The 25,286-nt window shown below is 42.6% G+C and carries 24 protein-coding genes and 1 pseudogene; 10 read left to right on the forward strand and 15 right to left on the reverse strand.

The window, feature by feature from the left end; all coding sequences use genetic code 11:
• Positions 1 to 279: 279 nt before the first annotated feature.
• Positions 280 to 348: pseudogene (locus tag CDO84_RS21740) on the forward strand (hypothetical protein); the annotation flags it as partial.
• A 38-nt stretch (positions 349 to 386) separates the two neighbouring features.
• Positions 387 to 1,775, forward strand: coding sequence for an amino acid permease (locus CDO84_RS12720; RefSeq protein ID WP_040082337.1), 1,389 nt, complete (start codon positions 387 to 389; stop codon positions 1,773 to 1,775).
• Positions 1,776 to 1,859: 84 nt separating this feature from the next.
• On the opposite strand, the gene CDO84_RS12725 is transcribed toward CDO84_RS12720, so the two are convergent.
• Positions 1,860 to 2,492, reverse strand: a complete 633-nt coding sequence (locus CDO84_RS12725; RefSeq protein ID WP_040082335.1) for a LysE family transporter — start codon at positions 2,490 to 2,492, stop codon at positions 1,860 to 1,862.
• 153 nt (positions 2,493 to 2,645) lie between these two features.
• Between CDO84_RS12725 and CDO84_RS12730 the strand changes: the two genes are divergently transcribed.
• The 5 genes from CDO84_RS12730 (at position 2,646) to CDO84_RS12750 (ending at position 7,467) form a co-directional block, all read left to right on the forward strand.
• Positions 2,646 to 3,473 carry a TrmB family transcriptional regulator gene (locus tag CDO84_RS12730; protein WP_040082334.1) on the forward strand — a complete coding sequence of 276 codons (828 nt, stop codon included), beginning with the start codon at positions 2,646 to 2,648 and terminating at the stop codon, positions 3,471 to 3,473.
• A 194-nt stretch (positions 3,474 to 3,667) separates the two neighbouring features.
• Positions 3,668 to 4,168 carry an RNA polymerase sigma factor SigV gene (gene sigV / locus CDO84_RS12735; protein WP_040082333.1) on the forward strand — a complete coding sequence of 167 codons (501 nt, stop codon included), beginning with the start codon at positions 3,668 to 3,670 and terminating at the stop codon, positions 4,166 to 4,168.
• Entirely contained in the window at positions 4,168 to 5,025 is an 858-nt protein-coding gene (gene rsiV, locus CDO84_RS12740; RefSeq protein WP_014664772.1) for an anti-sigma-V factor RsiV, read from the forward strand. The genes sigV and rsiV overlap by 1 nt, the downstream gene beginning before the upstream one ends.
• A gap of 113 nt (positions 5,026 to 5,138) precedes the next feature.
• Positions 5,139 to 7,043, forward strand: a complete 1,905-nt coding sequence (oatA, locus tag CDO84_RS12745) for a peptidoglycan O-acetyltransferase OatA (protein WP_040082331.1) — start codon at positions 5,139 to 5,141, stop codon at positions 7,041 to 7,043.
• 133 nt (positions 7,044 to 7,176) lie between these two features.
• A complete protein-coding gene (locus tag CDO84_RS12750; protein WP_040082329.1) occupies positions 7,177 to 7,467 on the forward strand; it encodes a YrhK family protein in 291 nt (96 codons plus the stop codon).
• Between the two features lie 246 nt (positions 7,468 to 7,713).
• Here the strand turns inward: CDO84_RS12750 and cypB are convergent, their stop codons facing one another.
• From cypB to CDO84_RS12780, 7 genes are all read right to left on the reverse strand, one after another.
• Positions 7,714 to 10,878 carry a bifunctional cytochrome P450/NADPH--P450 reductase CypB gene (gene cypB, locus CDO84_RS12755; protein WP_040082327.1) on the reverse strand — a complete coding sequence of 1,055 codons (3,165 nt, stop codon included), beginning with the start codon at positions 10,876 to 10,878 and terminating at the stop codon, positions 7,714 to 7,716.
• A 15-nt stretch (positions 10,879 to 10,893) separates the two neighbouring features.
• The gene (fatR, locus tag CDO84_RS12760; RefSeq protein WP_040082326.1) at positions 10,894 to 11,478 is read right to left on the reverse strand and encodes a transcriptional regulator FatR; all 585 of its coding nucleotides are present in this window, start codon (positions 11,476 to 11,478) and stop codon (positions 10,894 to 10,896) included.
• A 219-nt stretch (positions 11,479 to 11,697) separates the two neighbouring features.
• Complete coding sequence (locus CDO84_RS12765; RefSeq protein WP_040082325.1) at positions 11,698 to 12,240, reverse strand: class I SAM-dependent methyltransferase; 543 nt, start codon at positions 12,238 to 12,240, stop codon at positions 11,698 to 11,700.
• Positions 12,241 to 12,427: 187 nt separating this feature from the next.
• Complete coding sequence (locus CDO84_RS21430) at positions 12,428 to 12,586, reverse strand: hypothetical protein (RefSeq protein WP_134975278.1); 159 nt, start codon at positions 12,584 to 12,586, stop codon at positions 12,428 to 12,430.
• A 155-nt stretch (positions 12,587 to 12,741) separates the two neighbouring features.
• Positions 12,742 to 12,891: a YrzI family small protein gene (locus CDO84_RS12770; protein ID WP_004399102.1), complete on the reverse strand. Its 150-nt coding sequence runs from the start codon at positions 12,889 to 12,891 to the stop codon at positions 12,742 to 12,744.
• A 391-nt stretch (positions 12,892 to 13,282) separates the two neighbouring features.
• The gene (locus CDO84_RS12775) at positions 13,283 to 14,083 is read right to left on the reverse strand and encodes a formate/nitrite transporter family protein (RefSeq protein ID WP_040082323.1); all 801 of its coding nucleotides are present in this window, start codon (positions 14,081 to 14,083) and stop codon (positions 13,283 to 13,285) included.
• Positions 14,084 to 14,344: 261 nt separating this feature from the next.
• On the reverse strand, positions 14,345 to 14,713 hold the full coding sequence (locus tag CDO84_RS12780; protein ID WP_014664781.1) for a Na-translocating system protein MpsC family protein: 369 nt from the start codon (positions 14,711 to 14,713) through the stop codon (positions 14,345 to 14,347).
• 315 nt (positions 14,714 to 15,028) lie between these two features.
• Here CDO84_RS12780 and fdhF point away from each other — a divergent pair, with 315 nt between their 5' ends.
• Both fdhF and CDO84_RS12790 read left to right on the forward strand, forming a co-directional pair.
• On the forward strand, positions 15,029 to 17,971 hold the full coding sequence (fdhF, locus tag CDO84_RS12785) for a formate dehydrogenase subunit alpha (protein WP_082032979.1): 2,943 nt from the start codon (positions 15,029 to 15,031) through the stop codon (positions 17,969 to 17,971).
• Positions 17,972 to 17,993: 22 nt separating this feature from the next.
• Positions 17,994 to 18,476 carry a helical membrane plugin domain-containing protein gene (locus tag CDO84_RS12790; protein WP_040082320.1) on the forward strand — a complete coding sequence of 161 codons (483 nt, stop codon included), beginning with the start codon at positions 17,994 to 17,996 and terminating at the stop codon, positions 18,474 to 18,476.
• A gap of 35 nt (positions 18,477 to 18,511) precedes the next feature.
• Here the strand turns inward: CDO84_RS12790 and CDO84_RS12795 are convergent, their stop codons facing one another.
• The 5 genes from CDO84_RS12795 to CDO84_RS12815 all read right to left on the reverse strand — a co-directional run bounded on the left by CDO84_RS12795 (position 18,512) and on the right by CDO84_RS12815 (position 22,308).
• Positions 18,512 to 18,742 carry a YrhC family protein gene (locus tag CDO84_RS12795; protein WP_003237358.1) on the reverse strand — a complete coding sequence of 77 codons (231 nt, stop codon included), beginning with the start codon at positions 18,740 to 18,742 and terminating at the stop codon, positions 18,512 to 18,514.
• Between the two features lie 82 nt (positions 18,743 to 18,824).
• Positions 18,825 to 19,964 (reverse strand): bifunctional cystathionine gamma-lyase/homocysteine desulfhydrase, encoded by a 1,140-nt coding sequence (locus CDO84_RS12800; protein ID WP_040082318.1) that lies wholly within the window; start codon positions 19,962 to 19,964, stop codon positions 18,825 to 18,827.
• Position 19,965: 1 nt separating this feature from the next.
• Positions 19,966 to 20,889 (reverse strand): O-acetylserine dependent cystathionine beta-synthase, encoded by a 924-nt coding sequence (locus tag CDO84_RS12805; RefSeq protein ID WP_040082316.1) that lies wholly within the window; start codon positions 20,887 to 20,889, stop codon positions 19,966 to 19,968.
• A gap of 61 nt (positions 20,890 to 20,950) precedes the next feature.
• A complete protein-coding gene (gene mtnN, locus CDO84_RS12810) occupies positions 20,951 to 21,646 on the reverse strand; it encodes a 5'-methylthioadenosine/S-adenosylhomocysteine nucleosidase (protein ID WP_014664785.1) in 696 nt (231 codons plus the stop codon).
• Positions 21,647 to 21,666: 20 nt separating this feature from the next.
• Entirely contained in the window at positions 21,667 to 22,308 is a 642-nt protein-coding gene (locus CDO84_RS12815) for a class I SAM-dependent DNA methyltransferase (protein WP_040082314.1), read from the reverse strand.
• Between the two features lie 192 nt (positions 22,309 to 22,500).
• Here CDO84_RS12815 and CDO84_RS12820 point away from each other — a divergent pair, with 192 nt between their 5' ends.
• Positions 22,501 to 22,704: a YrzA family protein gene (locus CDO84_RS12820; protein WP_040082313.1), complete on the forward strand. Its 204-nt coding sequence runs from the start codon at positions 22,501 to 22,503 to the stop codon at positions 22,702 to 22,704.
• Positions 22,705 to 22,740: 36 nt separating this feature from the next.
• On the opposite strand, the gene CDO84_RS12825 is transcribed toward CDO84_RS12820, so the two are convergent.
• Positions 22,741 to 23,436 (reverse strand): YrrS family protein, encoded by a 696-nt coding sequence (locus CDO84_RS12825; RefSeq protein ID WP_040082312.1) that lies wholly within the window; start codon positions 23,434 to 23,436, stop codon positions 22,741 to 22,743.
• Positions 23,437 to 23,500: 64 nt separating this feature from the next.
• Entirely contained in the window at positions 23,501 to 25,255 is a 1,755-nt protein-coding gene (locus CDO84_RS12830) for a peptidoglycan D,D-transpeptidase FtsI family protein (protein WP_040082311.1), read from the reverse strand.
• Positions 25,256 to 25,286: the final 31 nt, after the last annotated feature.

The raw sequence follows: 25,286 nt of genomic DNA on the forward strand, positions 1-25,286 counted from the left end.
GCGGTCACTCTATGTGTTCGCCACAGTAGCACGATATGCAAAAATTCTTCATTTTTACAATACATCTGGAAAGTTAATGATTCGGTAAACTTATCAGCAATGATGATGTCTTACAGCCATTCACCTAGGATAGAAAAATCTCCGATATCCCCTGCAGGCCACCATTATAGCGGGCATACAATGGTTCAAATCGATGCCTATTAAAAAATAGCCTATCAGATCGTCCAAATGACGGTCCTGTTTATTCTGTTATTCAATAGAACTGCAAGTTTTATTCATAAACTCAAAATAGTTTTAAAATTTAAAAATAAAAGCATCTCCTCTTTTAAATGTTATAATATCCGTTAAAACTTTACTCATCTTTTTATTATTGGAGGAAAATAAAATTGATAGGCAATTCTAGCAAAGACAATTTTGGCCAGCAACAGAAATTGTCTAGAGGCCTTAAAAACAGGCATATACAATTAATGGCGATTGGAGGTGCAATCGGTACAGGTTTATTTTTAGGATCAGGTAAATCCATCCACTTTGCAGGGCCATCCATTTTATTTGCTTACTTGATCACCGGCGTATTTTGCTTTTTCATTATGCGTTCGCTCGGAGAACTGCTCTTATCAAATGCGGGATACCACTCTTTTGTGGATTTTGTAAGGGACTATTTAGGAAACATGGCAGCATTTATTACTGGGTGGACCTACTGGTTCTGCTGGATTTCCCTCGCGATGGCTGATTTAACGGCGGTCGGCATTTATACGCAATATTGGCTGCCCGATGTGCCTCAATGGCTGCCCGGCCTTCTTGCGCTTATTATCCTGCTGATCATGAATCTTGCCACCGTTAAACTTTTCGGAGAATTAGAATTTTGGTTTGCATTGATCAAAGTCATTGCCATACTGGCCCTGATCGTAACTGGCATTTTCCTGATTGTGAAAGGTTTTTCCGCAGCTTCCGGCCCTGCCAGCCTTACCAACCTTTGGAGCCATGGCGGCATGTTCCCAAATGGATGGCATGGGTTTATCCTATCGTTCCAAATGGTCGTCTTCGCTTTCGTGGGTATTGAACTTGTTGGACTGACAGCTGGTGAAACAGAAAATCCCCAAAAAGTGATCCCTAAAGCCATCAATCAAATCCCTGTCCGGATTTTACTTTTTTATGTAGGCGCACTTTTCGTGATTATGTGTATCTATCCTTGGAATGTGTTGAATCCAAACGAAAGCCCATTTGTTCAGGTCTTCTCTGCTGTGGGCATCGTTGTGGCCGCCAGTTTGATCAATTTTGTTGTATTAACATCAGCCGCATCAGCTGCCAATAGCGCTTTATTCAGCACAAGCCGAATGGTCTATTCACTTGCAAAGGATCATCACGCACCTGAACTATTAAAGAAATTGACTTCTTCTAACGTTCCAAGCAATGCGCTGTTCTTTTCAACCATCGCCATTCTGATTGGCGTTAGTCTGAATTATTTAATGCCTGAGCAAGTCTTTACACTGATTACAAGTGTTTCTACAATATGCTTCATTTTTATTTGGGGCATCACGGTGATCTGCCATTTGAAATATCGAAAAACAAGACAGCATGAAGCGAAAGCAAACAAATTTAAAATGCCTTTTTATCCATTATCCAACTATTTAACACTTGCATTTCTTGCATTCATTCTTGTCATATTGGCACTGGCGAATGATACACGTGTTGCTTTGTTTGTCACCCCGGTCTGGTTTGTTTTATTGATTATTTTGTATAAGGTGCAGACCCGCAGAGGACATCAGATGAAATAAAAAAAAGACAAGGGATACTCACTCCCTTGTCTTTTTTATGAGGCCAAACACTAAGTTTTAAATTTCATTCACTTCATTTAAGTGTTAACTCAAACCAGTTTTGATGCCGAAACCTACTAATATCATTCCGGTTATTTTTTGAAACACTTTCTGGAACCTCGAGTTTTTCATCCATTTTTTCGCGTAATCAATAATATAAACAAGAAACAGAAACCACAACACCGCTAATAAGGTTAGGATTGAAGCTAAAATGATGAGCTGCTGGTTGATATTTCCGTTTAAATTGATAAATTGGGGCATGATTGTAACATACACCAAAACAGTTTTAGGATTAAGAATGTTACTGAGTGATCCCTGCATAAAGGAAGTTTTATAATAACGTTTCGGAGAACTTGCCATATTTTTTGTTTGGGACTGCATGTCATCTAACGAAAACATACTTTTTGCAAAAAAACTTTTTACGCCTAAATAAATTAAGTACGCCGCTCCCAAATATTTGATCGTTGTGAAAAGAATCACTGACTTTGCAATCACCACCGATAATCCTAAAATGGCAATCACCGTCCAAAAGGATAGTCCAGTTGCCAATCCGAGAATGTTATAACGTCCGGCTTTCGGGCCATATCGAAGCGTATTTTTCATCACAAGCATCGTATCTGCACCCGGCATGATAACCATCATGGCAGCGATCGGTATGTATGCGAGTAAGCTGTGCATTGTTCTCTCCCCCTTTAAAAATCCCCTCAATCATATAGTGACTACAAAAGTAACTACTTATAAAAATTGTATCAATGCGTTTGGAATAAATCAATATGGTTTGTTAAAATAGCGATTACAAAGGCAGTGATTGCTTTTTATATTGGAGGATATATGAAGGAAAATATGTTAGACATTTTGAAAAACCTCAATTTTACAGAATATGAGTCGAAAGCTTATTTGGCGTTATTGCAAGAATCACCTTTAACAGGCTACGCCGTTGCAAAAAAATCCGGAGTGCCCCGTTCTAAAATTTATGAAGTCCTGGAAAGCCTTGTGATCAGAGGAGATGTTTTTGTCAGTCATGGAAATACGCCTCAGTATGTTCCTGTCCCCGCGAAAGAACTGATTAAAAACCGCCGGCTCAAAGCGGAAGAACATTTTGATCAGGCTGAAAAATATTTTGAAAAGTTCGAGCAGACCGCAAATGACCGGGAAAACATCTGGAATATCACCGGCCGCAGTGAAATTCTTGAAAAAGTGAAGGCCTGTATCTTATCCGCCAAAAAAAGAATCCTCTTAGAAATATGGAAAGAGGATTTTGAAGAAATAGAATCAGAGCTCAAACAGGCGGCAGATCAAGGCGTTATTGTCACCATTATTGCTTACGGAGACATCGTATCTGATTTTGCCAATGTGTACCTGCATGATATGAGCAGTGAAATTACAGAAGAGTATGACGGACGGTGGCTTGTCTATAGCGGAGATGATTCAGAAGTAGTTGCGGGCATTGTCTCACTTGGCAACGACAGCCGCGCCGCATGGACGATGCATGTGGGTTTAGTCATGCCTATTACTGAAGTGATCATTCATGATCTGTACCTTATGGAAATTCTGAAAAAGCATAGAGAGCTTTTAGAAGAAAGCTTTGGGAAAAACCTCATTCAATTGCGCCGTAAATTTTCTATCCACTCAGATTTCAAAAAACATTACTTGGAATAGCGTTTGGCATCGTTTACCCCAAAAACAAGGCTTGTACGAAATAAGCCTTGTTTTTTTATGCATAAAAACTTCCCCATGCTGATTTACTTCTTTAAAAAAATGTGATTCTGCGCAAACTATTTTTCAGCCTGCCGCGTCTATCCTAGGTAACAGCCTACGATATACGTATATTCAAAAAGGAGCCCTTTATTGCAATGAAGAAAAAACAAACAACAAAAGCGTTGCTTGTCGCATGCATAACTGATCATAAGCAAGATTTCTACAGGTTGGCTTTCAGTTATGTGAAAAATCAAGATGACGCATTAGATATTGTTCAGGAATCGATAAAAAAAGCGCTGAGCTCAGTTGAAACGGTCAGAAACCCCGAGACGATAAAAAGCTGGTTTTATAAAATTTTGGTGCGGACAGCTATTGATTTTTTGCGCAAACAAAAAAAGATAAGAGTGATGGACGACGAAACGATAGAATTTTTAAGCAAGGGAAAAGAAGACCATTACAAGGATACTGATCTCCATGAAGCGCTTGACGAATTGCCTTACCGCTATAAAACCATTATTATTTTACGTTTTTTTGAAGACCTCAAATTAGAAGAAATTGCGGAAATTACAGGAGAAAACACGAATACCGTCAAAACGCGCCTATACAGAGCATTGAAGCTGATGCGCATTCATTTGACGAAGGAGGATCTTTCTTAATGGATAAGAGATTACAGCAATTAAAAGAAGAATATAAAAATGTTCCGATTCCTAAAGAATTGGATGTCATTGTTGAAAAAGCCCTTCAGCAAGAACCAAAAAAGAAAAGAATCGTCATGTGGCCGACATCAGCAGCAATCGCTGCAGCTATTTTATTCACTGCGCTTGTGAATATCAACCCTGACGCCGCTCACGCTATGTCTAAGATCCCTGTCATCGGCAAAATCGTCAAAGCGATCACCTTTATTGAAATCAAAGAGGAAAAAGACCAATCAAGCATTGATGTCAAAACACCTGCTTTGTCCGGACTTTCTAATAAAGAGCTTGAAAACAGCATTAACGAGAAATACTTGAAAGAAAGCCAGCAGCTGTATAAAGAGTTTATACAATCCACATCCAAAAACAAAAAAGGGCATCTCAGCATCTACAGTGATTACGAGACGGTCACAGACACGCCAGATTTGCTCTCAATCCGGCGCAATATTGAAACAACACAAGCATCTTCCTACACACAAAGCCGTTATATTACGATTGACAAAAAGAATGATATTTTACTTACATTAAAAAGCTTATTCAAAGATGAGCGCTATATCAAAGTCATCAGTCAAAACATCAAAGAGCAAATGAAACAGCAAATGAAGGAAGATCCTAATAAAATATATTGGCTCACTGATGAAGATGCTGAACCGTTCAAAACGATTCTTCCTGATCAAACGTTTTACATTACTGAAGACCATAAACTTATGATCTCATTTGACGAATATGAAGTTGCCCCCGGCTATATGGGCGTTACCGAGTTTAAAATTCCAACCAGCGTCATTTCAAACTTGCTCGTGGGAGAACGTTATATTCGATAAAATAAAAAAACATCCATTTTAGATTATGGATGTTTTCTCTCTTTTCTATTTGAGGTCGTAACCTCGCTATCAAAAACAAACGAGAATATTTGCATACTATTGGAGGAATACCTATGTATCACAAGACACAGCATCATCGATACATCCCTGGACTTGATGGCCTTCGGGCTTTTGCCGTCCTGTCCGTTATCGCTTATCACCTAAATTTCAATTGGGCTAACGGAGGCTTTATCGGAGTTGATATCTTTTTTGTTTTATCCGGATATTTGATTACCTCCATTCTATTGCCGGCATATGGAAATGATATCAATCTTGATTTTCGGGACTTTTGGGTGCGCCGCATTCGGCGGCTTCTGCCAGCGGCTTACCTTATGATCTTTTCCACTGTTGTTTGGGTCGTATTGTTTGACCGGGAACTATTGCACACTGTACGCGGGGATGCGATCTCTTCTCTCTTTTATATGAGCAATTGGTGGTTTATTTTTCACAAGCTATCATATTTTGATAGTTTCGGTTCCCCATCACCTCTAAAAAACCTTTGGTCGCTGGCGATTGAAGAACAATTTTATATCATATGGCCAATGTTTTTCGTTTTTGGAATGTACATATTGAAAAGCCGTGCCAGATTGGCTGCGGTAATATCGTTGCTTGCGCTTTGTTCAGCCATGATGATGAGCATACTGTATGAACCTGGCGGAGATCCGAGCCGCGTCTACTATGGCACAGACACTCGTTCGTTTGACCTTCTCATCGGATGCGCCTTGGCTTTGGTATGGCCGATGAAAAGGCTGTCTTCCAACAGGCTGCCAAGCAAACTGAAGCACACTTTGCACGCGACTGAATTTTCGGCATTTTGTATTTTAGTGTTATGTGTCTATTTCACAGATGAATACGAACCTTTTCTTTACAGAGGCGGAATGCTATTCATTAGCATCACTGCCGCAATCCTTATCGCATGTGTTTGCCATCCGAGCAGCTTTTTAGGCAAGCTCCTTTCATGGAGGCCGCTTCGGTGGCTTGGAACAAGGTCTTACGGTATTTATCTTTGGCACTACCCTGTTATTGTGTTGAGCACACCAGTTCAAGAAATCGGAAACCCTGTGTTTTGGCATATCGTGCTGAAGATTATTGTGACATGTATACTTGCCGAGCTTTCCTATCATTTTATTGAGAAGCCGATACGGACACAGGGATTTAGAACATTTTTCAGCGGTATTTTGATACATAGAATCAAGGAATGGAAAACGACATCTGTTATTAGCAAAATGTCAATTGGTTTCGTCATTTTCACTATACTTATTTTTGCAGGAGGGCTGTCTGGATTGGCCGGAGAGCAAAAGCACCCTACTAAATGGACCTATAGCTCACAAGAAACAAATGCTGACATCAGCCAAGCTTCTGGGGATAAAAAGGATGCTGCAGCAGATAAAAAACACAATCCTGAACAAAAAACACCAGGCTCCAAGCAAGGACAAAAGGAAAATAAAAATAATGGGCAAGAGACTCATAAAAAGAAAGACACGCAATCTCAACAGTCGAAAGAACCCGCAGACACTGCGAAAGAAGTGTTAGCTATAGGCGATTCCGTCATGCTTGATATTTCTTCACACCTGCATCAGTCACTTTCAAATGTAACGATTGATGGAAAGGTGGGAAGACAAATGTCTCAAGCTTTGGAACTCGCAAAGGAATACAAGTCTTTTAATCAGCCCAACAAGGCTGTCATCATTGAGCTTGGAACCAATGGCTACTTTACAAACAGCCAAATCGAACAACTGCTTCAATCTTTCTCAAAAGCCCATATCTATCTCGTCAATACACGGGTTCCCCGCCAATGGGAAAGCAAGGTTAATGAATCTTTACAGCACCAGGCAAGCGCACATCAAAATGTTACGTTAGTTGACTGGCATACAGAAGCCCTTCAGCATCCGGAATATTTTACCCCTGATGGTGTTCACTTGGTTCCTAAAGGGGCAAAAGCTTTGACTGCTCTTATTGTTCAGGCGATGAAATCGTAAAAAAGAGATCCTATACGGATCACTTTTTTACTTTAGTTTCTGATCGTTGATTATGTCTTCTTTCAGCAAGGCAGCCCTTATGTTTACATGCCGTTTACGTAAGGGTAAGCCAAAATTGAATGGAGGGATGATAATGAAAGGAAATGAAGAACATGATATCCAAAAAGAGCTGAAACGATATGAGCTTTTTTTCAAAAAACGATATAAGATTCTTTATACAGTAAACGATTTTATCATCGGTGCTTTGTTTCTCGTTGGAAGCTTTTTCTTTTTCTATGACCAGTTAAAGTCTGCAGGGATATGGCTGTTTGCGGTCGGAAGCTTGCTGCTGTTAATCAGGCCGACCATTCGGCTGATTCATGACTTTCATTACCGTAAACATGTAGAACGGCAATTCAAGCATCAATCTTCAACAGATGACTGATCTTAAGGAATAAGAAAGAACAAAATGCCAAAAGCCTGAGTCGAAAATCAAAAACAAGACTTTTAGACTATTTATTTTTAAAAATAAGGTAAAAAGAACTAAACTTTTGTCTCTATATGACGATATGAATAATAAGGCCGGCGCGATACTCCCTATAACATCCTTTTCAGTAGATTTCATTATCGTGCCGGTTTTCTCACATGCAAAGCAATCCCGCCAATCAGATTGGCGGGATTTTATTTTTTATTAATTTCCTGTCCAAACGTCTTTTACATAACGTTTTTGGTCTTGCAGCTTTTGCAGCCAATCGGCGGATTCTTCCTGACTTGCCCCTTTTTCAGTTTCATATGCCCATCGCAAAGTTTTCTCTACGTCAGGAGCCATTTGCGATCCATCACCGCATACGTAAATATGGGCTCCTTTTTCAATGAGTGTCATCAATTTCTGTGAATCTTGCTTGAGCAAGTGCTGGACATATCCTTTTGATTCGTTTTCGACGCGTGAGTAGCATCGGCGGATTGTGACCAAACCTTCCTGTTCCGCTTGATCCAGCTCTTCTCTGTAAAGATCGTCATGATCCGGGCGCCGGCAGCCGAAGTATAAAAGTGCTTCACCAAGCGTGCTTCCTTCCTTATTCAAAACAGATCTTGCCTGAATAAAGCCCCTGAATGGCGCAATTCCTGTACCCGGACCAACCATAATCATAGGCGTGTCAGGGTCATCCGGCATCTGGAATCCGGACTGCGGCGTACGAATGAAGCAGGCTGCTGCATCACCTGTATTCAATTCTGCTAAATAAGTAGAGGCGACACCCCGGTATTCACCTCGGCCGCTCCAGGCTGAGGCTTTCACAACTCCTACCGTCATGCTCACGATATTTGCATGGGCTTTCGGTGAACTTGAAATGGAATAGTATCTCGGTTTTAGTGATGGCAAAAGTGCTAAAAACCGTTCAAACGGCATTTCGCAGGCAGGATAATCTTCTAAAAGATCAAGCATGGTAAGACGTTTTGCAAGCACCTGCTCTTTGTAAGTGCCATCATCTGAAACGAGCTGTTCCAGCTCTTTTTGATGCGGCGGGCAGACTGTATAAGAAGCCAGCTCGCGAAGCTGAAGCCTTGAAGCCGGTTCCTGCAGCTCTACATAGGACGACAGTAAATCCGCTACTTTAATCGGCCGGTCCATCGGCAGGTGAGCCATATGAGCGCTTCCGCTTATTTGTATTACATGATTGGACTGCAAACCGAATCGGCTGAGAACCCGCTGAACAAGCTCCCTGCTGTTCTTCGGCAGGATTCCGATATGATCGCCTTCTTTATATGTTTTACCCTCCGGAATTTCCAATTCAATATGGCGGGTCGAACGCGTACTGTCAGCTGACTGGAGCTCTCGATTCTCTAATACAATCCCTTCAAACGCGCCATATGCTTTGGCAACCGGCGTTTCCGTCGCTTCACTGAGAAAAGTAATCGACAATGAAGGCCTGTCTTCTTTCTGGGCGATTTCGTTAATATCAAATGCGTCCAGCGTTTCCTTCCAGAAGCGGTTTTCCCAAGACTCGCGATGGCTTTCAAAATCATCGGCCGCATCACCTTCCCCAATCGCTGTTAAACGCGTTGCCCCCTTTGCTTTCATCATGTCATCAATCAGGCGGGGAATCCGCTGATACGTGCTGGCCCAGCTCCGGTTTCCGCAGCCGAAAACCGCATAGGAAACGCCTTTCAATCGGCCTTCCTCAAGCTCTTTCAGCCACTCTACAAAGCCGGCGGCATTATCAGGCGGCGCCCCATTATAAGAAGCCGTAACAATGACGACTGCCCCTTCTTCAGGAAGCTTGCCGATGTAATCATCAAGCGGAGCCGTTTCAGCTGTAAAGCCCATCTGGCGGCCTTGAGCGGCCAGTTCACCGGCTATTCCCTCAGCTGTCCCAAGGTTTGAACCGTAAAGAACGAGTAAAGGTGTGCCGTGTTTAGGTTGGGCTTCTTTTGGCTTTGTTTCTGTTTTGATGTCTGCCTGTTCTCTTCGCTGTACATTGATTGCCGCTGTTTTCCGCGGTTTCACAGTAATTTTAAAATCATCCGGCTTGATTGTTAATGCTTCTTTGATTTTTAGTTCATAGCCATTATGATTTATCAAATCAAAATGCTTTAATACAAGACCAAGAACCATTGTCGCTTCTTGAAGAGCAAACTGCATGCCGATACAAGCGCGCTGGCCGTTTCCAAACGGCTTATACGCATGATGAGGGATACTTGAAGGATCTTCAAACCGTTCCGGACGGAAATCTTCCGCATCCGCTCCCCAAGCGTTTTGGTCCCGGTGCAGCTTCGGAATTAAAATGGTGACAGGCTGCCCTTTGCTGATCGGATATTCCCCGCCTAGAACAGTGTCCTCCTTCGCATATAGAGAAAAAGCCGGAGCTGTTGGATACAGTCTCAGGGTTTCGTTTAACACCATCCGAATGTATTTGAGCTGCTGGATTTGTTTATATTCAGGCGTGTCATCCGTTAGCACGCGATCCGCTTCCTCTTGAGCTTTTTTCAGTTTTTCCGGATGTGTAAGCAGACAATAAATCGCAAAGGAAAGCAACCCGCTTGTTGTCTCATGTCCAGCAATTAAAAATGTAATGATTTGATACCTTATGTTTTCGTCATCCAGCGTTTCACCCGTTACTGGATCTTTGGCATAAAGCATGAGAGACAAGAGATCCTTAATGTTTTCATCCGGATTCGCCTTTCGCTCCGCTATCATTCTATCGACAAGGGAGTTCATGACTTCTATATCTTTTTGGAACTGCAGTTTCGTTTTCACCATCATTTTATCTTGCAGGCCCAGTCTTTTTGATTGATTCATCGCCTCTTTTAAGGCACGGAGCATGCTGGTGATAAACGGATGCTGCGAATCACGGTAAAAGCTGTTGAACCGATAGTTAAACCCGCATAACCCAATCGTATCAAGCGTCAGACGCGTCATATCGTCCGCTACGTCAATTTCTTCATTGGGGTTAAGGCGGCTCCATTTTTGTATAAGCTGGGTTGCGATATCCAGCATCATAGAATGATAGCCTTTCATCGCTTTTTGGCTAAAACTCGGCAGCAAAATGCGGTGGGCTTTTTGCCAGTTCGGTTCGTGCGTCCAGCTTGTAAATAAGCCATCTCCGCCGAACTCGCGCACCTTTAGCAAACCTTTGCCAAGGTTCTTGTCAAAGCGGCTTTCATCACACACTTCAGTCACAAGATTGTGGCCTGAGACAAAAACACTGGATACTCCCGGAAAATCAAAACGGAAAATCGGCCCCAATTCATCAGCTAACCGCCATAAAGATTGAGAAAGCTGTTCTTTTTCCAGATGCGGAAGATTTTTTAAAGGTCCGTATGTTTTGGGCTGAGGTATTGCGCTTGCCTGTTTCATTGACATCTCCCTTTCCTATTTTTGTGATGATTGAAGCTTAATGGCATCCCAGCAGCACTGTTCCAATTCAGTAATTAAACCAGTGTCCATCTCTATATCACCTGTTTGGACGAGCTGATATAACTTGAGAAACGCCCCTAATACAATCGCAATTAACACATTAGAGGGCAGGCTGCGAATCACGCCTTCCGCTTTTCCCTTATTAAAATAGTCATCAAGCATTTGAGTCAGATTTTCTATCATTTTTTTGCTTGTATGATTTAAGTAATGAGCGTCTTTTTTGGTTTCAAGAAAAAAAAGCGCATAGTCGCTCTCTTTCGTAAACTGAACGAGACAGCTAAATACGTGATGGAAGCCTTCTCTGACAGGCAGTTCCGAAATGTCTCGCTTCAGCTTTTCTGTAAATCGCTGAATGCTTTCTTGAAACAGTACGTTGACGAGTGTTTCTTTGCTGTCAAAATAGCGATAGATCGTCCCTGTCCCCACATGAGCACGTTCAGCTATCATAGGAATAGTGGTAGCGTCAAAACCCCTTTCTGTAAAAAGCGAGACCGACGCTTTCATAATCATGTCGTATTTACTGCTGGATGCGGATAACATGTAATGCAACCTCCGATTCGTTTGCGGAATGAATATTCATTCCTTTTATTCATAAATAATATCTGCCCTATCTGATATCACCTCTTTGTTCTTTCTTCTGTTATAAGTTTATATGAAAAAAACTTTTTTTAATATAAAGTATATGCAAAAAATAAAAAATTAAGAAAATATACCCAATCCCTAATGTAAGGACCTTGGATATATTTCCCGAGAAATTTTTTATTTAACAGCCACAATACATAGACAGGAATCACGCCTGATGACAGAAAGTTCCCTGAAATGCTGGTCTTTCAACAGTTGAATATACGTTTTTTCTTTTTCACCGGTATTTGCATCAATATTGATGTAACACCGGCCGTCAATTTGAAGCACCCTGTAAATTTCTCTTAATGCAAGCCTAATATCGGTGCAGCTCTGAACCGTATGTAAAGAAAACACTTTATTAAAGATACGGTCATCAAAGGGAAGGTTCTCTGGAAAGCCATGAAAAACCTCCCCTTTCCCCATGTTTTTTCGATTCGCACGGGATATCTGCCTTACCTTTCGCTTTGAAGGATCAATGCTTTTTAAGCTCCCCTTGTCTAGTTTCTTGGCTATGCTTTTAAAAACAGTGCCATTTCCGATTCCAATTTCTAAAATTCTGTCATTTCCTTGTATATCTATAGAGTCAATCATCATATGCTCAATGGTTTTAATTTGCTTATATTTCCGAGAAAATAATTTCCAAAGATTCGATCGTTTATAGAGTCTATTTTCTAGCATTTTAAACACCTGCTTTTGGTTTCCTATGTTTATTTATTATATTCGAAAAATAAACATCATCTTCTTTTCTAAAAGGGAAGGAAGGTACCAACTAGACGGCAATGTGTCTAAAAACGTTTCGATAGAACTAAACTTTTTCATTTTTCCCGCAAAAAAAGCAGAAAACAAAATGTTTTCTGCCCTCTTTCTAATGCCAATGATAAGGGAATACATACAGCCTTTGCTGCTGCATTGCCATCAGCCTCTGCTGTCGGAACGGATTTCCATAGCCATGTTTGAAGGAATGCGGCATGGACGCATAACCATGGCCAATCGACGGCAGCCTTTTTTGATCATCGTTCATGATGCCATCACCTGCCTCACAATAACGTTGATTTACTATATGCAGGTGCGCATTTTCTTGACAGCTGTTTCGCTAAACTTGGTCCTTCTCCATTGTATAATGCATCAATAATTCCATTCTAAGCATATGCCATTCCCCCTTCAGTTTTTTTATTGCTTTTAGCGCCAGTTTGTTAAATAAAGATGCTTTAACTGAGACTCCTTCATTTCATCATAAATCTGCTCAATCTGCTGTTCTCGTTCGAATTCTTCCAGGCTCTTAAACCGTTTTTTTATCGTTAACGTTAAAAAGAATAGGTTAATCGTCATATGCTCACCCCCTTTCAAAGTCCGCACCAAGCGAAATAGCCCGCAGCATCAATCCTTCTGCCGCGGGCAAATAAAAACCGCAGACAAAAGAAGACACCAATGCCTCTACTGCCTGCGGGGAGTTGCGTATGTCCGACTATTCCGAATTTAATGCGTGCGATAAGCATCGGTTAAGGAAGGACACGAACTCTTCCACAGGCTGAATAAACCATGAACTTTTCCTTGTGTATCACGTACAGGTTGACGTCGTTGTCTCATTGTCATTTTGGTTCAGCCTCCTTTGCTCTTTTTTCTTACTTTGTAAGTATATCCACCAAATTCCATTTTGTAAACATCTTTTTCTAAAAATGGACTGAAATTGTGCAAATCATCGAATGGTTTTGCCCGTTGCTCATGATACCTGCTTCATTTCTTTTCTGGAGCGGTCTTCCTTATGATATGCAATAAAATAAATGAGTCCGACAAATACAGCTCCGCCGATGACATTGCCGATAAAAGCAGGAATGATGTTTCCGATAAACTGCCCCCACGTGAACGAGCCTGCAAAAATGGCAGCAGGGATCACAAACATGTTGGCGACAACGTGCTGAAATCCGATAGCCACAAAAGCCATAATTGGGAACCAGATGCCAAGGATTTTACCTGCTGCGTCTTGGGCGCCGAAAGAAAGCCACACTGCAAGACATACAAGCCAGTTACAGCCGATGCCGGAAACGAGAACCTTTCCAAAGCTCATATCGAGTTTTCCTTGGGCAACGGCAACCGTTTTTTCTAAATAAGGACCTGTTTCAGTCAATCCAACCAAATGCCCGAAAAAGTACGCAACAAACAATGCGCCGATTAAGTTCATAACTGTGACGATTCCCCAGTTAATCGCCAACTCTTTTACTGATATTTTTCTCGAAAATAACGCCATCGCAACTGACATCATATTTCCTGTGATCAGTTCAGCGCCAGCGAGAACGACAAGGATCAGACCGACTGGAAATACTGCTGCACCGATCAAACTGGACAGGCTCCCCCATTCTTTCGGAAGATCACCGATCACCCTGATATCAAGCAAATACCCAAGTGCGATAAATGCACCGCCTAAAAACCCCAGCACAAGCAGTGACGGCAGCGGGAGCTTTATTTTTTTCATCCCTGCTTCTATTGCTGCTTCCGCTATTTCATCCGGTTTTCGAAAAGCCATAATAAAACGCCTCCATACTTCTTCTTTTCTAACAGTTATGCAAGAAAGGCAATAAAAAAGGCAGCACTCAAATAACCTGTGTCAAACCAGGCGTTTGAATGCTGCCTAACTTGTATGCATACCCATACAACAATATCAAGCAGTATGTAAGATATTGAAAGAGAATATATACAGTTCGTGCATACATTCCATTGCTTTAGCCTTCTATAACTGTAGCAACATCATATCAAATGTGACAAATTTGTGTCAATGGCAAATATGCTAGCTTTGCACAGCTTCTTTTTGATCATCTATTTTTCGGTCAAAAACAAATACAGATACAGCGATGTTTTCCTCAATTTTAATATCAGAAAACAAATGGACTAGCTTAGCTCCCATAAGTTCCTCCATCCCTTCTGGCGTTTGTTTGGAATAAAGGTCTTGAATCAGGCTTGTCCGAGCCGCATGCACCATCTCTCTTCCTTCAGGCGTACGGGCGATAAACTGCTCGCTTGCACTCAGATTTCCGTATAGCGTTGAAACTGCCATGTTTTCTACAAATACAGTATGAATTCGCTCAGGCCCTTTTCCGAACAATTCTTTGCGAAGCTTTCGAATGATATCATTGAATTCGTGAATTTTTTTAGACATGCTGATTACCCCTTCCGATATTGCCTTATAAAGGCTTTTCCCGGTTCCCCTTAGGACATTTCACTTGGTTAAAATTTTCCTGCCATATTGTATTATAATAAATATCACTTTATAATAAAAGCAGTGTTGATGGATTTGTAATAGGATCTTGTTATGAGTCTATCGTTTTATAAAAATCAAGGATTGGTCTGTTAGTAAGACTTGCTAGTGAACTATTCCGCCATGTGTGTTTACACCTTCTTAGAATTAAGGACAGGTGTATCTATACATGGCTTTTTTTGACTTCGTGAAAGAAAGATGGAGGGGAATATGAATATGATGGACGGTAAGTCGATCAGTATCCGTGTAGACGGAACAGAAATTCAAGCACGAGCAGGGGCCACAATTTTAGATATTTTAAATGAAAACGGAATTGAATACCCGCAGATTTGCCACGTACCTGAGGTTGATCCGATTCAAACTTGTGATACTTGCATTGTAGAAGCAAATGGCAAGCTGGTTCGTTCATGCGCGACGGTCGCAGAAAACGGAATGTCAATTGATCTTTCGGGAAATCGAGTGAAAGAAGCGCAAACCGAGGCGATGGACCGCCTTCTTGAAAACCATTTGCTGTATTGTACGGTTTGCGATAACAACAATGGGAACTGTACGCTGCACAATACAGCGGAAATGATGGGGATTGAGCATCAAAAATACCCATATACGCCAAAAGAAGATCCTTCTTGCGCGGTTGATATGTCTCATCCTTTTTACCGCTATGATCCAAACCAATGTATTGCCTGCGGCCAGTGTGTTGAAGTCTGTCAAAACCTTCAGGTAAATGAAACACTCTCAATCGATTGGGAACGCGAACGCCCTCGCGTTATTTGGGATGAGGGCGTTCCGATCAATGAATCTTCTTGTGTCAGCTGCGGTCAGTGTGTCACAGTATGTCCATGTAATGCACTGATGGAAAAATCAATGCTCGGGCAGGCTGGCTTTATGACAGGCATTAAAGAGGATGTCATGGAACCGATGATTGACCTCGTAAAAAATGTTGAGCCGGGGTATGGCAGCATTTTTGCCATTTCTGAAGTTGAAGCGGCAATGCGAGAAACGAGAACGAAAAAAACAAAAACTGTATGTACGTTCTGCGGTGTCGGATGTTCTTTTGAAGTATGGACAAAAAGCCGGGATATTCTAAAGATCCAGCCTGTTTCTGATGCTCCGGTTAACGCGATTTCCACATGTGTCAAAGGGAAATTCGGCTGGGATTTCGTCAATTCTGAAGAGCGGATCACAAAGCCTTTAATCCGTAAAAACGGAGCTTTTGTGGAATCTTCTTGGGAAGAGGCCCTCGATCTTGTCGCAAGCAGACTAGGATCAATTAAAGAGCAGTACGGTAAAGGCTCTGTCGGGTTTATCTCTTCATCTAAAATTACGAATGAAGAAAACTACGTCATTCAAAAGCTAGCGCGTCAGGTATTTGAAACAAACAACGTCGATAACTGTTCACGCTACTGTCAGTCTCCTGCCACAGACGGATTGTTCCGCACTGTCGGTATGGGCGGTGACGCCGGCACGATTAAAGATATCGCCAAAGCCGGTCTCGTCATCATCGTCGGCGCCAATCCGGCGGAAGGACATCCAGTGCTCGCAACACGCGTCAAACGGGCACACAAGCTCCACGGTCAAAAACTGATTGTTGCCGACCTGCGTAAAAATGAGATGGCTGAGCGATCTGATCTGTTCATCAGCCCTAAACAAGGCACAGACCAAGTTTGGCTGATGGCTGTTACGAAATATATGATCGACCAAGGCTGGCACGATCAGGCGTTTATTGATGAGAACGTCAATTACTTTGAAGATTATAAAGAAACCCTTAAAACGTATACGCTTGATTATGCAGAACGCATCACAGGCCTTTCAAAAGAAAACATCATTCAAATCGCTGAAATGATCCGTGATGCTGACGGCACTTGTGTCCTTTGGGGAATGGGTGTCACACAAAATACAGGCGGTTCTGATACATCAGCAGCCATATCAAACCTGCTTCTCGCTACGGGCAACTATCGCCGTCCGGGTGCAGGCGCTTATCCTCTGCGCGGACACAATAACGTGCAAGGCGCTTGTGATATGGGAACATTGCCTGGCTGGCTGCCGGGATATCAGCATATTACAGATGACAAAGCCCGCGCTAAATTTGAAGAGGCATATGGTGTTGAGATTGATGGAAAGCCTGGTTTAGATAATATTCAAATGCTTCATGCCATTGAAGAAGGCAAAATGAAGGCCATGTATCTTGTCGGTGAGGATATGGCATTGGTCGATTCAAACGCGAACCATGTGCATGATATTTTATCTAGCCTTGATTTCTTCGTGGTACAGGACATCTTCCTGTCAAGAACAGCTCAATATGCGGATGTCGTCTTGCCGGCCACTCCTTCACTTGAAAAAGACGGAACATTCACCAACACAGAACGCCGTGTACAGCGATTGTATCAGGCGCTTCCGACGCTTGGTGACGCAAAGCCGGACTGGTGGATTATTCAAGAGGTGGCAAACCGTTTAGGAGCGAATTGGAATTACAGCCATCCAAGTGACATTTTCTCTGAAATGGCAAGCCTTTCTCCTCTGTTTGCCAAAGCAAGCTATGAGGTGCTAGAAGGCTGGAACAGCTTCCTATGGGGCAGCTTCACAGGTGAAAGCACACCGCTTCTGTATGAAGACGGATTTAATTTCCCTGACAAAAAAGCCCGCTTTGCCCTTTCTGATTGGACTGAGCCAGCGGCATTTCCGGAGGAATATGATCTTCATATCAATAACGGACGGATGCTGGAGCATTTCCACGAAGGAAACATGACAAATAAATCGAAAGGCATCCAAGCTAAAGTGCCGAATGTATTCGTTGAAATCTCACCTGAGCTTGCACAAGAGCGAGGTGTTTGTGACGGTTCGCTTGTACGCCTCGTTTCTCCGTTCGGAGCAGTCAAATTGAACGCGCTGATCACAGATCGGGTACGGAAAAATGAACTCTATCTGCCAATGAACTCGACAGACAAGGAGTCAGCGATTAACTTCTTGACGGGACCTGCAGCTGATAAACGGACGAACACGCCTGCTTATAAACAGACAAAGGTCCGCATGGAAGTGCTTGGCGGCTGTGAAACAGCGCCGCTTCCAAAAACAAATCCGCGCAACAAAAAACGGCACCCGCAAAACGGAGTCGAAGCAGAAAGAAAATGGAACCGCCCGGGCTATGTCCATCTGACTGACTGATTAACCGATAGGAGGAAAACGAATGGCCACTCCCATTACGACGATCAAAAAAGAAACAAAAACAGCCGAGCAAATGAAGCTTGAAAAAATAGAAGAACTGAAAGAACTGCTGGCGAAAAACGAGGACGCCGTCTCTAAAACGATGACGATAATGAATGAACTCAATGATCTTGGAATTTTTGACGCGGCAACAAGCATGCTGAGAGCGAAGGAAGACATTGCCAAGATTGCGCTTGGCCAGGTTTCCCGTGAGCCTGTCACCAACCTCATCAACACGATGATGGCCGCCGGAGGCGCATTGACAAAAGCCGATCCTGAGTTTACAGCAAAGCTTTTAGAAAGCGTAATGGCTGGGACTGAACAGGCACAAAGCTTTTTAAAAGAAGACAAGAAAGTCGGGGTTCTCGACCTGTTAAAAGCAATGAACGACCCTGACATCAACAGAGCCGTCGGCTTCGGCCTTCAGTTTTTAAAAGGCATGGGAAAAGAACTTCGAGAAAAATAACAGAAAAACAGCCATCGCGCGATGATGGCTGTTTTTTATTCGTCGGCTTCTTCCAAACGCTTCTTGTAAATAAGTGAACGGTCAGCGCAAAAGAAGGCACCGGCTAAAAATACGCAATCCGCTAAAAACATAGTCGATTTCTGGCCTAATGTTAAGCCTTGATCAGGGAGAACTGCGCCTATATATAAAAAAGTGCTGACTGCAAGCAATGTAAAAGCAAAATGCTTGTAGTCTTCTTTTAAAGATTTCATTCTATTTTTATTCAAAAGAATCACCTGCCAGATTCATAGTATACGACTATTATAATATAATCCGTCGACTTACAGAGAAAGTAATTCTATCCATTTGTTATATATTTTCAAGCGCTTGGCCGATATCTTCCAGCAAATCTTCCGCATCTTCAATTCCCACAGAAATTCTGATCAACCCGTCCGTAATGCCGAGCTCAAGCCGGCGTTCTCTCGGAATAGAGGCATGTGTCATTCTAGCCGGAACAGAAATTAAGCTTTCAACCGCCCCCAAGCTTTCAGCAATGGTAAACAGTTTCAGATTTCCTAAAAACGCATCTACCCGTTCTTCACTGCCGATATCAAAGGAGATCATGCCGCCGAAGCCAGATCCTTGCGTTTTTGCAAGCTCATGTCCGGGATGATTTGAAGAACCGGGATAATATAACGTTTGGACAGCAGGGTGATTCTCAAGAAAGCTTGCGATTTTCCGCGCATTTTGATCGATCGCTTCCATTCTGAGTCCCAACGTTTTGATTCCTCTCATCAAAAGCCAGGAATCTTGAGGGCCGAGCACACCGCCTGTGGAGTTTTGCACAAAATGCAGCTCTTCTCCAAGCTCTTTCGAGGCTGTTACAACTAAACCTCCGACGACATCACTGTGTCCGCCAAGATATTTTGTCGCACTATGAAGCACGATATCAGCGCCTAAAGTAAGCGGCTGCTGAAAATAAGGCGTGTTAAAGGTATTGTCTACGATAAGCAGAACTCCTGATTTTTTTGCGATATCCGCCATGAGCGTCAAGTCGGTGATTTTGAGCAACGGGTTTGTCGGTGTCTCAATATAAATGGCTCTTGTGTTAGGACGAATTGCTTTTTCAACTTCTTCTCTGCTGCTCGTATCGACAAATGTTGATTCAATGCCAAGACGGTTAAGCACCTTTGTCATCACGCGGTATGTTCCGCCGTACACATCATCAGTCAACACGACATGATCTCCGCTGTTAAACAGCATCATAACTGCTGTAATGGCAGCCATTCCTGAGCTGAACGCATAACCTGCTTCCCCGTCTTCCAGTTCTGTCACAAGTGATTCGAGAGCGGTTCGAGTCGGATTGGCCGTTCTTGAATACTCGTAGCCTGTATGCTGCCCTGCTTTCGGCTGCTTGTACGTGCTTACTTGATAAATGGGCACGGAAACTGCGCCTGTTTTCTCATCACCTGTGATTCCGCCATGTATCATCATTGTTTTTTTCTTCATATCAGATGCCTCCTTCGTATATTTGTTTGCTGATATATCGATCGCTGCTGTCAGGAAATACAGTAACAATGTTAGTTCCCGCGGATGCTTTTTTCGCTTCCTCCAATGCTGCATAAAGCGCTGCACCTGAAGAGCTTCCGATCAGCAGGCCTTCTTTTTCTGCCCCTTCTTTCACAAGTCTAAACGCATTCTCATCTGTTACGGTGTAGATCTCGTCAAAGTGATTCTTATTCATATAATCGGGAATGAACTCCATGCCGATGCCCTCAGTTTTATGAGCATGAGGCTCTCCTCCGTTTAAAATCGAACCCTCCGGTTCAACAATCACCGTTTTGACTGCTGGATTTTTTTCTTTCAAGTAGGAAGCTGTTCCTGCAAACGTGCCCCCTGATCCTGCCCCGGCGACAAACGTATGAATATTCCCGTCAAGCGCTTCCCATATTTCAGGTCCAAGCGTCTTATAGTAAGTCGATGGATTTACTCGGTTTTTAAATTGCAAAACACAATAAGAATTTTCAATCTCAGTCTCCAGCTGCATGGCTTTTTGAATGGCTCCCTGCATTCCGTCCTCACGCGGTGTATGAATGATTGATGCTCCAAGCGCCTGCATAATTTGCTGTTTCTCTGTGCTGAAATGTTCCGGAACACAGAAAATCGCTTTGAGCCCATATTTTCTGGCACTTAGCGCAAGGCCGATCCCTGTATTGCCTGCCGTCGCTTCTATAATCACTCCGCCGGGCTTCACCTTGCCTGAATCGAGCGCGTCACGAATCAGCATATCTCCCAGTCTGTCTTTGATGCTTCCGCCGGGATTCATCATTTCAAGCTTGGCATACACCGCGACTCCTTCTGGAACATCAAAGTTCTTTAAGCGGAGAAGCGGTGTATTCCCAATCAGCTCGGTAATGTCCGTAATCACTGTCATGTATGTCCTCCTCCTTATTAGAGGTTGTTTTTAGAAAAACGGAGGAGAACATGCCTCCGTTTTAATGAATTCGTTTGATCACCTTTAACACAAGCTCTGTTGAATTGACAGCCGCCTGCTCTAAAAATTGGTCAAATGAAACATGTGATTCTTTTCCTGCGATATCTGATAACGCTCTGATGACGACAAACGGCGTTTTAAATTGATGGCACACCTGAGCCACTGCCGCAGCCTCCATTTCAACCGCGTATAGATCAGAAAATCTCGCACGCACCTCTTCAACCCGCTTCGGATCGTTCATAAAAGAATCGCCTGTTGCAATCGTTCCTTTTGCAACCTGAATGCCGTCAAGTTCGGAAACCGCTTCTTCCGTGATGCTGATCAGCTTTTCATCCGCCGGATAAGCAGCCGGAAGACCTGGCACTTGCCCGTATTCATAGTCAAAAGCCGTTACGTCTACATCATGGTGGCGAACGTCAGTGGAAATGACGACATCTCCTACATTCAATGTATGATGAAATCCGCCCGCTGAGCCTGTGTTAATCACATAATCAGGCTTGTAACGGTCAAGCAAAAGCGTCGTGCTGATAGCAGCATTCACTTTTCCAATTCCTGATTTTAGAAGAATCACTTCAGTTCCTTCATATTCGCCAGTTGTAAATTCACAGTGTGCGATTGTTTCTGTTTTTGCATTTTCAAGTTTGTTTCTTAGGATGGTAACTTCCTCTTCCATTGCTCCGATGACTGCTAGTTTCATCTATTCACATTCCCTTCATTTTACCGTTTGATCGCCTCCATTATCCACACGAAGTCGTTTTGCTGAGTGAATTGGACTGCAAAACTTTCAGCTGTAAACATCTCTTTCAACGCATCCAATGTAGGATAATGTTCTGTCTCTAAATCATTTGCAAGCTGATAGAAGCCTTGAGAACGGGCTTTATCGATAGCCTGTTGATACGCTTGCGCATCTTCAAAGACGGTATCGGCAAACACTATTTTATCATGCAAATGAAGGTATTTGCCATATTGCTTTATGGCGGCCCGCTTTTCTTCGTCGGTTAAATGATGAAAAGCGTATGAACTGACAATGGTATCAGCCTGAAATGGCGGCTTAGGGAATGTCAAGAAGTCTCCGTCTAAGATTTCCGTTCTGCCTGAAAGCTTGTCAGAAGCCAGTTTACGCATTGCTGGAGAAGGTTCGATTCCAAATACAGTTTTGCCCGCATCAAGCAGCTTTGCTGTTAAATTCCCGGTCCCCGGGCCAAATTCTAACACGTGCATTCCAGATTTGCTGACGATGGCATCAAGGATATGATCGTAGCCTCTGAACGCTTCTTTATACTGAATATCAAAGCCTTGTACTGTTTGATCATAAGTTGCTGCCCAATCTTCAAAGAGAGGGATAAATTCACGTCCCATATTTGTCACACTCCATATTTAATAATTCCTATAAGTATACTATGAATTAACGATGGAACAGTTCCTATCATACCACATCTTATGAAAAGCAGGTACTAAAACACTTTGTGTATTTTATGCCATCTCATATTGCGCAAAGACTGCAAAAAAGCTTATACTTCATATGACTTGTGAAAGCTGGAGGGTCAAGACATGAATTTTCAATTAGATCTGATTAAAGACAAAGTGGAATTTTTTGAAGCGGCTTCATTGCAGGAGCTTGAAAAGAAAATCAATACACAAATTGAAAACAATAAAGCCATCATGCTCCGGGTGAAATCTGTTTCACACCAAACTGCTGTGGCAGAAGGAAAAATATTGTATAGCGCGGTGGTTCATTTCGCAGCAGAAGCCTAAAACAAAAGCAGCCGGTTGTAACCCGGCTGCTTTTGTTTATTTTAGCTTTTCTACTTTTGTCGGCTTCCAGCCTTTTTTATCAACCCATGTAATCGTGACTTGATATTTATTCCCAGTCGCCTTGTCTAAAATCTTGCCTTTGGCATCCTGAGGGCTGCCGTTATTTCCAAGCCAGAGCACCGTCATGTTATCTGTTGAGACACCTGTTGCATATGAAATGGCTTTTAGCATCTCAGCCCAGTCTTGTGAGCTTGAATCATAAGTAGCGGCATGCTCGCCTGTCTGCTCAGTTCCGACTGCTTTCCAGTCAGAATTTTCATACGTTTTTTCCACATCGCTTGATGAGCCGCCTTCTGTAACTTTTGCATCTTTAAGCCCGTCACCTGCTGAATCTGAGTCAGAGTCATCTTTTTTAGAAGAAGAATCATCTTTTTTTGAATCTGAATCAGAATCTGAAGACTTCTCAGAATCCTTTTCGCTGTCAGAAGTATCTTTCTTGCTGTCTTTTATATCCTCATCCGATTTCTTTTCCGTCTTTCCTGAAGCCGGAGATTCTTGTTTTTGTGTCGTTTCAGAATCCTTGCTGACATCTTTGCTAGAAGGACTGTTAATGAAGAGATTCGCTGCTACTACGACAATTAGTATGGATACGATTGCGATTAAAATGTTAAGCACTAAATTGGCTTTTCTGCGCTTATCACGGTTTTCATAACGAGATTGATTATTGCTCAATAATTCTGCACTCCTTTATCCCTCTTGGCTCAGCATATATTTTAACATGTGCTGAGAAGTTGTTCTATTTCTGATTGATTTCAATTTCGTGTACTTTTTTAACAATATCATAAAACACTGAATTTGTCAGAGCCTTATCTCCCGGTGTATCCATGTGTAAAACAACAAGAGCGTATTTCGGCTTATCCGCGGGAAAGTATCCGGCAAACCATTTTTCATAAAGCGTTTCTTTCTCTTTTGAAAGCTTGCCTGTCTGGGCTGTGCCCGACTTCCCTGCTACAGTATACGGAAGATCTTGAAACCTTCTGCCCGTTCCGGAAGGAGATTCTACCACCCGCCGCAGCATTTTTTGAAGCTGCTGTGACGTATATTTGTCTATCGTTTCTCCTTTAAGCTTCTGATCTTTAAACGTAACGAGCGTTGTGCCATTCTTATACTCAATTTGTTCGGCAATTTTCACCTGTCGTTTTTCTCCGCCGCGGGCGATTGTCGCCATCATATTGGCTACCTCGAGCGGCGTTACCTTTACATTTTTCTGCCCAATCGCTGTTTGCGCAATGGCTTTTTTGACTGATTTGTCTTTTTCATCCCCCCATATCACGCCGCTTTTTTCGTTATACAGCTGACGGAAATCGGTTTCGTGGTACAGCTTTCCCTCCCAGCCTGCCCGATCAGTGAGAGCCAGCTTCTCAGACATATCTTCAATAACCGAGCTGTCTTTTTTCATTAATTGTTCTGCAAGACTCGTAAATGTGTAATTGCAGCTTTGGGCAAAACTTTCATCAAAAGACAAGGTTCCTTTGTCGTCCCCCGGTTCCCCGTACAGGTTTAAATTGCAATTAAAGGTTTGGCTCGGCTTCACCGTATTATTTTCGATTGCTGCCGCTGCAATAACTGTTTTAAAAACTGATCCGGGATAGATTGGCGTCAGCATATAATTTTGAAGTGTGTTTTGCCGGGACACATCCGCATTAGGTTTGCTTACAATACCCAAAACGCTGCTATTTTCGATGTCCAGCAGCACAGCTCCTCCTTTTTTCAGCCCCTGTTCATCCAATACCTCCTCCATCGCTTTTTGAATGCTTTGATCGATCGTTGTTTTGACCTGGAGTGGATAAAATGTATTGGCTTCAGCTGTATATTTGACGTCCATGCCAAACAAAGGGTTTCCCTTTCCGTCCACATGATATAAAAGCTTTGTGTCTTGTTCCGGAAGCAAAAATTCATCAAATGTCCGTTCTAAACCGGTTGTTCCGATTTCTGTCGTAATCGGAAGGTTCTCCTTGTCAGGATATTTCTTTCGGAGCAGTGCCGGATCTTGATTCGTGCTCCCTATCGTATGTGAAGCAAGGCTTGGCTTGTCTTCATTCTCCATATATACGCCGTAAATGCCGGGATATTTCAAAGAATTGATTTTTGTGATAGATTGTTTTGAAAGTGTTTTGATTTTCTTTAGCTGCAAAATGACCGGTTTTTTTGCCTTACCTAGTGTCTGGCGCAAATCGTCTTCAGACATGCCGAGGATGTCCGCAACTTTTTTGATCGGCCAATCCTGTGTCAGCAGAAAAGGGAACAAAACAACCGCAGGCTCGCTTTGGCCTGTCAGCGCCCGCCCGTTCCGATCTAAAAAAGAGCCTCTTCCATCTGAAATAAGCACTTCCTCCGTCCGCTGTTTCACACTTTCTTGAATCAAATTGATTTTCTTTTTAGAAAATGATTCTGTGAAGAACAGCTGGATTTCTGCAAGCCTCAGCAGAAGCAGAAAAAATACAATCAAAAAAGCGATGACTGCCAGCTTCATTCGTTTCGATATCATCATAAAAAAACACCTCACCCACATTGTGGACGAG

Source organism: Bacillus sp. MD-5 (assembly GCF_002201875.1).
Classification (GTDB): Bacteria; Bacillota; Bacilli; order Bacillales; family Bacillaceae; genus Bacillus; species Bacillus stercoris.